We start from the raw sequence: 12,409 nt of genomic DNA, 5'->3' as shown, positions 1-12,409 counted from the left end.
CGCACGCCGCCGGGGTACCGCGTCAGCCGTGCGAGCTAGCGCATCTCGATCTCGGTGCGGTCGGAGGACCAGTCGGTGTGGAAGGCGCCCGCACGGTCGATGCGCCGGTAGGTGTGCGCGCCGAAGAAGTCGCGCAGCCCCTGGAGGAGGGCGGCGGGCAGGCGCTCGGCGCGCACGGTGTCGTAGTAGGCGAGCGCGGCGCTGAAGCCGGGCACCGGGATGCCCGAGGCGGTGGCGCGACCGACGACCTTGCGCCAGCCGTCCTGGCTCGCCGCGAGGTCCTTGGCCACGCTCGGAGCCGCGAGGAGGGTGACGAGGTTCTCGGCGGCGTACTCGGCGCGGATGCGCTCGAGGAGGCGGGCGCGGATGATGCAGCCGCCGCGCCAGATCTTCGCCACCGTCGCGATGTCGATGTCCCAGCCGTACGTCTCGCTCGCCGTGCGGATCTGGTCCAGGCCCTGGGCGTAGGCGACGACCTTGGAGGACCACAGGGCCGCGCGCACGTCGTCGACGAGCTCCTGGACGTCGACCTCGACCTGGGGGCCGGTCGGCCCGGAGAGGGCCTCGCGGGCGGCGGCCCGCAGCTCGGGGTGGCCCGAGGTGGACCGGGCGAAGACGGACTCGGCGATCGTGTTGACGGGGACGCCGAGCTCGAGGGCGATCTGGACGGTCCAGCGTCCCGTGCCCTTCTGCTCCGCCTCGTCCACGACGACGTCGACGAGCGGCTTGCCCGTCGCGGTGTCGACGTGGGCGAGCACCTCGGACGTGATCTCGATGAGGAACGAGTCGAGGTCCCCGGTGTTCCACTCCTTGAAGACCGCGGCGATCTCCGTCGCGGAGAGGCCGCTGCCGCGCAGGATGTCGTACGCCTCGGAGATGAACTGCATGTCCGCGTACTCGATGCCGTTGTGGACCATCTTGACGAAGTGACCGGCGCCGTCGGGGCCCATGTAGGCGCAGCAGGGCTCGCCGTCGACCTTGGCGGAGATGTCCTCGAGCAGCGGGCCGAGAGCCTCGTAGGACTCGCGGGACCCGCCGGGCATGATGCTCGGGCCGAGGAGGGCGCCCTCCTCGCCGCCGGAGACGCCGGCGCCGACGAAGTGGAGGCCGTGCTCACGCAGGGCGGCGTCGCGGCGGCGCGTGTCCGCGTAGTGCGCGTTGCCGCCGTCGACGACGATGTCGCCCTCCTCGAGGAGGGGGACGAGGGAGTCGATGACCGCGTCGGTCGGGCCGCCGGCCTTGACCATGATGATCATGCGGCGCGGGCGCTCGAGGCTGGCGACGAACTCCTCGAGGGTCACAGACGGCACGAAGCTGCCCTCGTCGCCGTGGTCGCGCATGAGCTCGTCGGTGCGGGACTGGGTCCGGTTGTACAGCGCGACCGTGTGACCGTGGCGCGCGAAGTTGCGGGCGAGGTTGCTGCCCATGACGGCCAGGCCGATGACGCCGACCTTTGCGGTCGGTGCTGCCTGAGTTGCGTCCATTGAGATGTCCTCCTGCAAAACGGTCGGGTCCGTGTCTCGCCACCGACTCTAGGGCGAGGACGCGCGAAACGTCCGGACCAACCTCCTGGTGAGAATGACGCGGCGGGTCGTAGGTTGAGGTGACGGGTGGCGACGACGACCAAGGAGCACGATGGCCGACGACGAGCGCGACGCGAGCGCGGGTGCGCGCCACTCCGGGACGCGAGCCGCGGCGGAGGCGTGGGAGGAGCTCTTCCGCGCGCAGGTGACGCTCATGCGGCGGTTCGAGCGTGACGGCAACTTCGAGCCGCTCGCCACGCGCGAGTACGACGTCCTCTTCCAGCTCAGCCTCGGCACGGGTGAAGGGATGCGGATGCGTGAGCTCAACGAGCTCATCCTCCTCAGCCAGCCCAGCCTGAGCCGGATGGTGGACCGGCTCTCGGCGAAGGGCCTCGTGCGCCGCGTCCCCGCGCCCGACGACGCACGGGGCGTGCTCGTCGCGCTCACGGCGGCGGGGGCCGAGCTGCAGCAGACGATCGGCCGCGCGCACGTGCGGTCGATCCGCCGGTACGTCGGCGGAGCGCTGGGCGAGGACGAGCTCGCCGAGCTCGGCCGGCTCGCGCGGAAGCTGCGGGACGCCCAGCGAGGGCTCTGACCCCGATGAGTTTCGGCGCGGGCGGCGGTCGGTAGGGGTGAGCGCGCCGTCTGGGCGCGACCGCACCGAAGGAGACACTTGTGCGTGAGCTGGTCATGAGCATGTTCGTCAGCCTCGACGGCGTGATGCAGGCGCCCGGCGGGCCGGAGGAGGACCTCGCGGGCGGGTTCGCCCACGGCGGCTGGACGGTGCCCTACTGGGACGAGGCCATGGACGCGTTCATGGGGGAGTTCATGACGGGTCCGTTCGACCTCGTCCTCGGCCGCAAGACGTACGACACCTTCGCCGCGTACTGGCCGCACTCCACCGAGGGCGGCGCCGAGGAGCTCAACGCGGCGACGAAGTACGTCGCCTCGCGGGGCCGCCCGACGCTGGGCTGGGACCGGTCGGTCCTTCTCGAGGGCGACGTCGCGGAGGGGGTCGCCGCGCTCAAGCGGGAGGAGGGGCCCGAGCTCCAGGTCCACGGCAGCGGCGACCTGCTGCAGACGCTCATCCGGCACGGGCTCGTCGACAGGTTCCGGCTCCTCGTCTTCCCGCTCGTCCTCGGGTCCGGCAAGCGCCTCTTCACCGAGGCGACGGGGCCCGCCGCGCTCCGGCTCCTGTCGAGCACCGTCTCGAGCACCGGAGTCGTCATGAGCACCTACGAGCCGGCCGGCGAGGTCGCCACAGGCTCCTTCCCGCTCGAGTGAGGCGCTCCCGCGTCGTCCCGCTCAGACCTTTGCCGTCGGGTGCTCCGGTCGCGGGTGGAGCGGCACGCTGATAGGCAAGGGGCGACCGAGCCAGAAGCGAAGGAAGAGGTCCCGATGAGCCGCGTAGAAGAGTCCATCGACGTCGACGTGCCCGTGCGCACGGTCTACGACCAGTGGACGCAGTTCGAGTCGTTCCCCGAGTTCATGGACGGCGTCGACTCCATCACCCAGATCGACGACACGCACAACCACTGGGTGACGACGATCGGTGGCGTCACCCGCGAGTTCGACACCGAGATCACCGAGCAGCACCCCGACGAGCGGGTCGCGTGGAAGACGACGGGCGGCGAGACGCACCACGCCGGGGTCGTAACCTTCCACCGCCTCAGCGACACGACGACGCGCGTCATGATCCAGATGGACTGGAAGCCCGAGGGGCTCGTCGAGAAGGCGGGCGCCGTCGTCGGGGTCGACGACCGTCAGGTCAAGGCCGACGCCAAGCGCTTCAAGAAGTTCATCGAGAGCCGCGGGACCGAGACGGGCGCCTGGCGCGGGAACGTCGAGAACCCCAGCTGACCCTGCCTCCGGAGGCCGGGACGCGCATGCGCCCCGGCCTCCGGCGTGCCGCGCTCAGATGCTGTGCCGCATGGCGCGGATGCCGACGGTGAGCCCGAGCGCGGCGAGGAGCGACGCCGCCAGCGCCCCCTGCCAGACCGCCGCGTCGCCGAAGGCCCCGTTGAAGAGGGCGCGCTCGGCGTCGACCATGTAGGTGAGCGGGTTGGCGGTGGCGAGGACCTGCATCCACCGGGGGGCGGCGTCGAGCGGCAGCAGCATCCCGGACAGGATCATGAGCGGGAAGAGCAGCCCTTGCTGCACGGTCCAGAACATCCAGTCGCGCTCGCGGGAGGCGATCGCCAGCGCGTAGCTGAGCGCCCCGAAGCCCAGGCCGAAGACGGCGAGGACGACGAGCCCGAGAGCCATCCCCGGGATGGACGGCCGGAAGCCGAACAACGAGGCCACGGCGGTGATGACGATCGCCTGGACGACGAGCGGCACCATCTCCTTCAGTGCCCGCCCCACCATGAGCGCGGACCGCGCCACGGGTGCGACGAGCATGCGCTCGTGCGAGCCGCCCTGGATCTCGAAGAGGAGGTTCGAGCCGGTCATCGCCGTCCCGAACAGCGCGATCATGACGATGATGCCGGGGACGAACCACTGGAACGACTCGGCGAGCGGCAGCCCGGTCATCCCGCTGAGGAGCGGGCCGAAGAAGGCGAGGAACACGAGCGGCTGCATGAGCGAGAAGACGAGGCTGAAGGGGTCGCGGATGACCGGCTTGAGCTCTCGGACGAAGACGTTGGCGGTGTCCTGGAGGACGCCGGCCGGGCGCGCGTCACGCCCGAGCGTCTCGTGCGGTGCGGCCGTTGCGGTGGTCATGAGCGGGCTCCTGCGGTCGGGGGCGTCGTGGACGCCGGTGAGGCGGGGGACTGCGTGGTGACGGGGTGGCCGGCGGCGGCGACGGGGTGGCCGGCGGGGGCGGGCTGACCGGCCGCCGGGACCGCGGGCGCGGCGCCTGCGGTTCCGGCCGGGTCCACCGGCTCCGCCTCGGGTGTACCGGGCCGGTCCTCGCGGAGGCTGCGGCCGGTGAGGTTGAGGAAGACGTCGTCGAGCGTGGGCCGGGCCAGCTCGGCCGCGAGGACCCGGTGGCCCTCGGCGGCGAGTTCGGCGAGGAGGCGCGGGAGCACACGGTCGCCCTCGTTGACCGTGACGACGACGCGCTGACCCTCGGGGGTGTCCGTGGCCGTCACCGCGGCGTCGGCCATCCCGGACCGGGCGGCGGCGCCGCGCAGGACCTCGGTGAGTGACGCCCTCGTCCCGTCGCGAGAGCTGCCCGGGGCCGCCGAGGGGTCCCCGGCGACGGTCAGGGTGATGCGGTCACCGGCAAGCTCGGCCTTGAGGCGCGGCGCCGTGTCGTCGGCGATGATCCGGCCGTGGTCGACGACCATGACGCGCTCGGCGAACTGGTCCGCCTCGTCGAGGTAGTGCGTCGTCAGCAGGAGCGTCATCTCGTACCGGTCGCGCAGGCTGAGGATGTGCTGCCACAGGTGCGCCCGCGACTGCGGGTCGAGGCCGGTCGACGGCTCGTCGAGGAAGAGGAGCTGCGGCGCGGGGATGAGGCCGAGGGCGATGTCGACCCGGCGGCGCTGGCCGCCGGAGAGCTTCATCGTCGGGCGCTTGGCGAGCTCGCCGAGGTCGAGGATGTCGATGAGCTCGTCGACGCGCCGCTTGCGCTCGGCGCGGCTGAGCCCGTAGAGGGCGCCCTGGCTCATGAGCTCGTCCCGGACGCGGTAGTACTGCCCGGCGCCGTTCTTCTGCCCGATGTAGCCGATGCGCGCGCGGACCTCGGCGGGGTGGGTGGCGATGTCGTAGCCGCATACGCTCCCCCGGCCGCCGGTCGGCTCGAGCAGGGTGGTCAGCATGCGCAGGGAGGTCGACTTCCCGGCGCCGTTCGGGCCGAGGAAGGCGGTGAGAGAACCGGGCGTGATGTCCATCGTGAGGTCGTCGACGGCGACGACGGTCGTCTTGTTCGGTCCGCGGAAGTGCTTGCTCAGCCCGCGGGCGCTGATGATGGGTGCGGTCATGGCAACGAGACTAGGCAGCATTGCGGTCACATCCTGTCCGCGGTGCGGCGTAGATTTTCAGGTATGTCCGATCCGACGGCGCGCGCCCTGCGGCTCCTCTCCCTCCTGCAGACCCATCGCTTCTGGTCCGGCGCTGAGCTGGCCGAGCGCCTCGAGGTCGGCGCTCGCACGCTGCGGCGCGACGTCGAGCGCCTGCGCGAGCTCGGTTACCGCGTCGTCGCCCAGCCGGGGGCCGGCGGGGGCTACCAGCTCGAGAGCGGGGGCCTCCTGCCGCCCCTGCTGCTCGACGACGACGAGGCGGTCGCCGTCGCCGTCGGCCTGCGCACGGCGGCGGTCCAGGGTGTCGGTGACGGCGACCAGACGTCGCTCAGTGCCCTGGCGAAGATCGAGCAGCTCCTGCCGCGGAACCTGCGGCGCCGCGTGTCCGCGCTGCAGGAGTACACGATCCCGTCGGTGCGGCCGGACGCCCACGTCGCGGCGAGCATCCTCGCCCAGCTGGCGCTCACGTGCCGGGACCACGAGCGGCTGCGCTTCCGGTACACCGATGCGACCGGTGCTGAGTCCGCCCGCCACGTCGAGCCGCACTCGCTCGTCCCGCACGGCCGCCGCTGGTACTTCGTCGCGTGGGACGTCACCCGCGAGGACTGGCGCACGTTCCGGATCGACCGCATGGCCGACCTCCTCGGCACCGGGGCGCGGTTCGCCCCGCGTGACCTGCCGGTCGCCGACGCGGCCGAGTTCGTCCAGGTGGCGCACAGCTCGGTACCGCACCGATACGAGGCTGTCGTCCACCTCCAGGCGTCGCTCGAGGAGGTGCGCGCCCACTTCGGCGTGTGGGCGAGCGGGTCGTCCGAGACGGCGGCGGGCACGGTCGACTGGCCGATCGGTGGGAACTCGATCCCCGAGCTCCTCTCCGCGCTCCTGTGGATCCCGCCGGGCATGACGTGGACGCTCACGTGCCCGCCCGAGGCGGCCGCCGCCGTCGCGACGCTGCGGGAGCGGCTCGCCCAGGCGGTGTGAGCGGGAGCGGTGTGGGCTGACGCTGCACCCGCACGCCGCACGCCGCACGCCCCGGACCCCGGACGCGCGCCGCGCGGTCGGCGAGGCAGCGGCGCGGGCGCGACGACTCGCACTGGTAGGCGGCGCCCCGGCACCCCTACCCCGCGAGGAGGCCGCGGATGTCGTCGGCGGACATGGGCGAGGACAGCAGGGCGTCGTCGTCCATGACGCGGTCGAAGAGGCCCTGCTTGCGTGCCTTGAGCTCCATGACCTTCTCCTCGATCGTCCCGGCCGCGACGAGCCGGTAGACCATGACGGTCTTGTCCTGGCCGATGCGGTGCGCGCGGTCGACGGCCTGGGTCTCGACGGCCGGGTTCCACCAGGGGTCGAGGACGAAGCAGTAGTCCGCCTCGGTGAGGTTGAGGCCGAAGCCGCCCGCCTTGAGGCTGATGAGGAACACCGGCGCCGTGCCGGTCTTGAACTCCTCGATCCGGCGCGCGCGGTCGCGGGTGCGCCCGTCGAGGTAGACGTAGTCCACCCCTGCGGCCTCGAGCCGGGTGCGGACCGTGCCGAGGAAGCTCGTGAACTGGCTGAAGACGAGGGCGCGGTGACCGCCGCTGATGACCTCCTCGAGGTTCTCGAGGAAGGCGTCGGCCTTGCTCGAGCTGACGCCCGCGTACTTCTCGTCGACGAGCGCGGGGTCGAGGCTGAGCTGCCGCAGCAGGGTGAGCGACCGGAAGATCGTGAACCGGTTCTTGTCCATGTCGTCGATGAGCCCGAGGATCTTGCGCCGCTCCCGCTGGAGGTGCGTCTGGTAGATCTTCTGGTGGCGCGGGTTGAGCGTGACGGTGAGGACCTGCTCCTGCTTGGGCGGGAGCTCGGTGACGACCTGCTCCTTGGTCCGGCGCCGGATGAACGGCCCGATGCGACGGCGGAGCGCGGCGAGGAGCTCGGGGCTGCTCCCGGTCTCGATCGGCTTGCGGTACGTCTCGGCGAAGTGCTTGGGGTCGGGGAACATCCCGGGCGCGACGATCGACAGGAGCGACCACAGGTCCATGAGGCTGTTCTCGAGCGGCGTGCCGGAGATGGCGAGCTTGAAAGGAGCGTTGAGCTTGCGCGCGCACTGATACGTCTTCGCCTGGTGGTTCTTGACGAACTGGGCCTCGTCGAGGACGAGCCCGCTCCAGGGGAGCCCCGCATAGGCGGCCTCGTCGATGCGGAAGAGCGCGTACGACGTGACGACGACGTCGCTGCCCGCCACGTGCTCCGACAGCAGGACGCCGCTCTTGTTCTGCGTCTGGGAGACCGTCGTGACGCTGAGGCCCGGGGCGAACCGGGCCGCCTCGTTCGCCCAGCCGGAGACGACGCTCGTGGGCGCGACGACGAGGACGGGGGCGGTCAACCGGCCAGCCTCCTGGGTGCGGCAGATGGCGGCGAGGGTCTGGACCGTCTTCCCGAGGCCCATGTCGTCGGCGAGGATGCCCCCGAGCCCGGCGTCCATGAGGTAGCTCAGCCAGCGGTAGCCGTCGAGCTGGTACGGGCGCAGCTCGGCATCGAGCCCGGCGGGCGGCGGTGCGTCACCGGTGTCCTCCGCCGCGAGCAGGCGCGCGACGCGCTCCTCCCACCGCCGGCTCTGCGCGTCGACGACGCCGAGCTCGCGCAGCTCGTCCCACAGCCCCACCTGGAAGGTGCTGATCTGGAGGTTGTCGGAAGGGCGGTCGGTCAGCTCGCGGGCCTCCGCGATGAGGCGGCGCAGCTGGTCGAGCTCGGGGGTGTCGATGCGGAAGTACGTCCCCGAGAGGAGGACGAGGTGGGTGTCACCGCGGGCGAGGGCGACGAAGAGGTTGCGGAACGGGACGTGCTCGCCGTTGAGATCGACGCTGACGCCGAGGTCGAACCAGTCGGCGTCGTCGGAGTCCGTCGCCGAGACGCGGATGACGGGAGCGCTCTCCTCGAGCCGGTAGTCGGGCACGGTGCCGACGACGTCGATGACGACGTCGTCCTGCGCCCGCAGCTCGGGCAGGACGTCCTCGGTGAAGACGGCGGCGTCGACGCCGCGCAGGTCGACGCCGGCGACGAGGGCGTGCTCAGGTGCCGGTCCTCGGAGCTGGGGGAGGTGCGGGGGCAGCCGGAGGTCGCGCAAGAGCCGCTGCTCGCCGTCGTGGTCGCGCGCGACGGCGGCGGGACCGGGCCCGCCGAGCGGGACCGCTTCCACCTTTCCCGCGACCTCGTACCGGAATGACCACGCGAGGCTGAGCCGGTGACCGTCCGCGTAGGTGAGGCGCAGCCCCAGGCGAGGAGGGGTGATCTCGGGCAGGTCGACCGTCTCGTCGGAGGACGTGACGGTGACGACCTGGCGCAGGCTCGGGTAGTACTCGCGGACGAACCGGTCGACGTCGTCCGGCGGGATGCGCAGGCGGTCACCCGCGAGGAGCTCGGCCACCTGCGGGCTGACGGGCGCGCTCAGCGCCGCGAGGACGAGGCCCTCCTTCGCGCCGTAGGCGACGAGCCCGTGGGCGGGCTCGCCCACGAGGGCGACGCGGCCCCGCAGGACGGCGCCGTCGAGCGTGATCGACGGCGCGAGGACGGCATCCGCCTCCGGGTCGGGCTGAGTGAGGTCGAGTGCGACCTCGGCGGGCCGCACCGCCACCGTGACGGTCCCGCCGAGCGTCTTGTGGGGCACGAGCGTCACGCCGGAGGCGACCACCTCACGGAGCAGGGGCCACAGCTCGGGCCCGAAGTTGTCGAGCTCGACCTCGGCGTCGCCGTAGTAGTAGTGGCTCCGGCCGCGGTGAGTCTGGGCCAGGTCGTCGAGCGCCTCGCGCTGACGGACGGAGTAACGGCGGGAGTAGTCGAACTCGAGGCTCCGCCACGACACGCCCTGACGCACCCACGCGGTCTTGCGGCCGGGGACGACGGGGCGCATGCGCAGGTGCCGCGCGTCCGGCGCCCCGCGGGAGAACGGCTCGAACAGCAGACCGAGCGGGGTGCCGGCGCCGTCCTCCGGCTGGGGCCCGCCGATGACACCGGCGAGGGCGCGCTCCCAGGCCGGGCGGGGGGTGGCCTCGGCGTCGGGCCGGTCCGCATCTGCCCGGGCGGCGATGAAGACCGCGGCGACGTGCTTGCAGTCGACGGCAACCGGGCACGTGCAGCGCCCGCTCAGGAGGGTGCCGGCACGGCCACCGAGGAGCGCGACGGCCTGGTACGGGGAGGGACGGCTGCCGGCGACCGTGGCGAGGATGGCGCCCCCGCTCGGGCTGCCGTGGAGCTGGGAGACGCGGCCCGCCCGGACGTACGCGGCGGCGCGCTCGTACGTCGGTGCGCCGAAGACCCGGCGGATCTCGTGGTCGCTCGGAAGGCCGGACCACTGCTCACCCGCCTGCGTCTCGACCACGCACGCCAGGCTAATCGCCAGGACCGACAGGGAGGTCCACGGCGGTCGAGGACCGGTCCTCGCTGCTGACCGGTGCTTGTCGAGCCGCTCGCGGGCGAGCCGGTCGCGGGCCGGTGCCGCACCCCGGACGTGCGGGATCGCGTACGTCGATGTGCTCGGCGTGCGGCGCCGTGGGCGCAATCTGGGGTAAAGACAAAATAAAGATGACGGACGTGTTCGGCGACTGGCACGCTGACCTCGTGGCATTTACCCGCGTGCGCTGATTCCGCCGCCGCCGCTCGGCTCCCAGCAGGGGCGGGACGACGTCGTCGGGCGGCACAACAGGAGCAGAGCCGGACGCGTTCCGGCTCTCCTTGCCATGCGAGAAACCGGCGGGAGGAACCCGGCGGTCGACGACGAAGAAACGAGAGCACCATGAATCCCGTCATGCTCGGCGATTTCTCCGCCAGGAGCATGGGAATGACCCTGGCCGACCACATCCGCCTCCAGCGAGCCACCGCGACGCGTTACCGGCGGCGTCGGCGTGCGCCGCGCGGGCGCGTCCGTCCCGACGTGCGAGCGCCTCAGCGGGACGCGTCGCCGCGACCCGCCGTCACCGGTGCCAGGGCTGACGGCGCGGCCGCCGTCGAGCCCGACGTCCACGCCACGACGGTCCCGCTCGTACGGGGCTGACTCCGTCGCGGCGTGCGCGGCGGGCGCGCCGGTCGGCGGGTGCCGGGCCCGACGTCCCAGGCGGTGACGTTCGCGGACGGGGCGGCGAAACCGGCTGCCGTCGTCGTCCGTGGGGACCGGTGGAACGACGAGCGGCCCGGCACGCGTCATCGCGTGCCGGGCCGCGCCCATCAGGGCGGTCGCGCCGATCCCGAGGGGACGTGCGGGCCGTCAGGCCTCGGTGACGAGGGGGTAGACGCCGTCCTCGTCGTGCACCTCACGGCCCGTGATGGGCGGGTTGAACACGCACACCGTCGTCATCTCGGTGCGCGGGCGGACCTCGTGCTTGTCCCCGTCGTTGAGCACGTAGATCGACCCCGGACGGAGCTGGTGGGTCTCGCCGGTGGAGATGTCGGTGACCTCCCCCTCGCCCCCCGTGATGAAGACGGCCTCGATGTGGTTGGCGTACCAGAAGTAGTTCTCGGTACCGGCGTACAGGGTGGTCTCGTGCACCGAGAACCCGAGGCCGTCCTTGGCGAGGACGATGCGCTTGCTGCGCCAGTTCTCCTGCCTGATGTCAGCGTCGGTGTCGGTGATGTCGTCGAGGTGGCGGACGATCATGGGGTTCTGCCTTTCGTCGTCGTCAGTTGGCGGCGAGCACGGCGGCGACGGAGGCGTCGATGATCGACAACCCCTGCTCGAGCTCGGCATCGGTGATGGTCAGGGCAGGCAGGATCTTCATGACCTCGTCGTCGGGGCCCGAGGTCTCCATGAGCATCCCGCGCTGGAACGCCTCGGCGCAGACCTTGCCGGCCAGGTGCGCGTCGGCGAACTGGAGGCCGCGCGCGAGGCCACGGCCCTTGGCGGTGAGACCGGCCTCCGGGTAGGCGGCGACGAGCCGGTTGAACCGGCTCTCGACGTAGGCACCCTTGGCGATCGTGGCGCGCTCGAACGCGTCGTCGGACCAGTACATGCGGATGGCCTCGGCCGCCGTGACGAACGCGGGGCTGATCCCGCGGAACGTCCCGTTGTGCTCACCGGGCTCCCAGATGTCGAGGTCCGGGCGGACGAGCGTGAGGGCCATGGGGAGCCCGTACCCGCTGATCGACTTCGACAGGCACACGATGTCCGGGACGATTCCGGCCTCCTCGAAGCTGAAGAAGCCGCCGGTCCGCCCGCACCCCATCTGGATGTCGTCGAGAATGAGGAGGATGCCGTGCTCCTTGCAGAGCTTGGCCAGCCCACGCAACCAGTCGGCGCGGGCGGCGTTCATCCCGCCCTCGCCCTGGACCGATTCGACGATGACGGCGGCCGGCTCGTTGAGGCCGCTGCCGAGGTCCGTGAGCAGGCGCTCGAAGTAGAAGAAGTCGGGGTACTCGCCGGCGAAGTAGTCGTCGTACGGCATGGGCGTCGCGTGGACGAGCGGGATGCCCGCGCCGCCGCGCTTCATCGAGTTACCCGTGACGGACAGCGCGCCGAGCGTCATCCCGTGGAAGCCGTTGGTGAAGTTGACGATCGACTCGCGGCCCGTCACCTTGCGGGCGAGCTTGAGCGCCGCCTCGACGGCGTTCGCTCCGCCCGGGCCCGGGAAGACGACGCGGTAGTCGAGGTTGCGCGGGGAAAGAATGTGCGAGGAGAACGTCTCGAGGAAGTCGCGCCGGGCGCTGGTGAACATGTCGAGCGAGTGCACGATCCGGTCGTCACCGAGATAGTCGAGAAGGGCCTTCTTCAGCTGCGGGTTGTTGTGCCCGTAGTTGAGAGCGCCGGCGCCCGAGAAGAAGTCGAGGTAGGCGTTGCCGTCCTCGTCGTGGATCCAGCTCCCGCGGGCACGGTCGAACACGACCGGCCAGGAGCGGGAGTAGCTACGGACCTGGGATTCCATCTCGGTGAACACAGACATTGTGTTGATCTCCTCG

At 71.7% G+C, this 12,409-nt stretch carries 11 protein-coding genes; 5 read left to right on the top strand and 6 right to left on the bottom strand.

Annotation, left to right across the window (positions count from 1 at the left end):
• Positions 1-35 precede the first annotated feature (35 nt).
• Positions 36-1,484, bottom strand: coding sequence for an NADP-dependent phosphogluconate dehydrogenase (gnd, locus tag V2J63_RS09360; RefSeq protein ID WP_331230769.1), 1,449 nt, complete (start codon positions 1,482-1,484; stop codon positions 36-38).
• Between the two features lie 151 nt (positions 1,485-1,635).
• Here gnd and V2J63_RS09355 point away from each other — a divergent pair, with 151 nt between their 5' ends.
• The 3 genes from V2J63_RS09355 to V2J63_RS09345 all read left to right on the top strand — a co-directional run bounded on the left by V2J63_RS09355 (position 1,636) and on the right by V2J63_RS09345 (position 3,383).
• The gene (locus V2J63_RS09355) at positions 1,636-2,118 is read left to right on the top strand and encodes a MarR family winged helix-turn-helix transcriptional regulator (protein WP_331230768.1); all 483 of its coding nucleotides are present in this window, start codon (positions 1,636-1,638) and stop codon (positions 2,116-2,118) included.
• A gap of 80 nt (positions 2,119-2,198) precedes the next feature.
• The gene (locus tag V2J63_RS09350) at positions 2,199-2,807 is read left to right on the top strand and encodes a dihydrofolate reductase family protein (RefSeq protein WP_331230767.1); all 609 of its coding nucleotides are present in this window, start codon (positions 2,199-2,201) and stop codon (positions 2,805-2,807) included.
• A 114-nt stretch (positions 2,808-2,921) separates the two neighbouring features.
• Complete coding sequence (locus V2J63_RS09345; RefSeq protein ID WP_331230766.1) at positions 2,922-3,383, top strand: SRPBCC family protein; 462 nt, start codon at positions 2,922-2,924, stop codon at positions 3,381-3,383.
• 54 nt (positions 3,384-3,437) lie between these two features.
• Here V2J63_RS09345 and V2J63_RS09340 read toward each other — a convergent pair whose 3' ends face one another.
• The gene (locus V2J63_RS09340; RefSeq protein WP_331230765.1) at positions 3,438-4,244 is read right to left on the bottom strand and encodes an ABC transporter permease; all 807 of its coding nucleotides are present in this window, start codon (positions 4,242-4,244) and stop codon (positions 3,438-3,440) included.
• On the bottom strand, positions 4,241-5,449 hold the full coding sequence (locus tag V2J63_RS09335) for an ATP-binding cassette domain-containing protein (RefSeq protein ID WP_331230764.1): 1,209 nt from the start codon (positions 5,447-5,449) through the stop codon (positions 4,241-4,243). The genes V2J63_RS09340 and V2J63_RS09335 overlap by 4 nt, the downstream gene beginning before the upstream one ends.
• A gap of 63 nt (positions 5,450-5,512) precedes the next feature.
• Here V2J63_RS09335 and V2J63_RS09330 point away from each other — a divergent pair, with 63 nt between their 5' ends.
• Positions 5,513-6,469, top strand: coding sequence for a helix-turn-helix transcriptional regulator (locus V2J63_RS09330; RefSeq protein ID WP_331230763.1), 957 nt, complete (start codon positions 5,513-5,515; stop codon positions 6,467-6,469).
• 136 nt (positions 6,470-6,605) lie between these two features.
• Here the strand turns inward: V2J63_RS09330 and V2J63_RS09325 are convergent, their stop codons facing one another.
• A complete protein-coding gene (locus V2J63_RS09325; RefSeq protein WP_331230762.1) occupies positions 6,606-9,842 on the bottom strand; it encodes a DEAD/DEAH box helicase in 3,237 nt (1,078 codons plus the stop codon).
• A gap of 414 nt (positions 9,843-10,256) precedes the next feature.
• Here V2J63_RS09325 and V2J63_RS09320 point away from each other — a divergent pair, with 414 nt between their 5' ends.
• Positions 10,257-10,514, top strand: coding sequence for a hypothetical protein (locus V2J63_RS09320; RefSeq protein ID WP_331230761.1), 258 nt, complete (start codon positions 10,257-10,259; stop codon positions 10,512-10,514).
• Positions 10,515-10,724: 210 nt separating this feature from the next.
• On the opposite strand, the gene V2J63_RS09315 is transcribed toward V2J63_RS09320, so the two are convergent.
• Together V2J63_RS09315 and ectB are read right to left on the bottom strand one after the other, a co-directional pair.
• Positions 10,725-11,114 carry an ectoine synthase gene (locus V2J63_RS09315; protein WP_331230760.1) on the bottom strand — a complete coding sequence of 130 codons (390 nt, stop codon included), beginning with the start codon at positions 11,112-11,114 and terminating at the stop codon, positions 10,725-10,727.
• Between the two features lie 22 nt (positions 11,115-11,136).
• Complete coding sequence (ectB, locus tag V2J63_RS09310; protein WP_331230759.1) at positions 11,137-12,393, bottom strand: diaminobutyrate--2-oxoglutarate transaminase; 1,257 nt, start codon at positions 12,391-12,393, stop codon at positions 11,137-11,139.
• Positions 12,394-12,409: the final 16 nt, after the last annotated feature.

This window comes from Georgenia wangjunii (assembly GCF_036421975.1).
Lineage (GTDB): Bacteria > Actinomycetota > Actinomycetes > Actinomycetales > Actinomycetaceae > Georgenia_A > Georgenia_A wangjunii.
The sequence above is the reverse complement of the archived record's forward strand: the minus strand, read 5'-3'. Positions and strand labels throughout refer to the sequence as shown.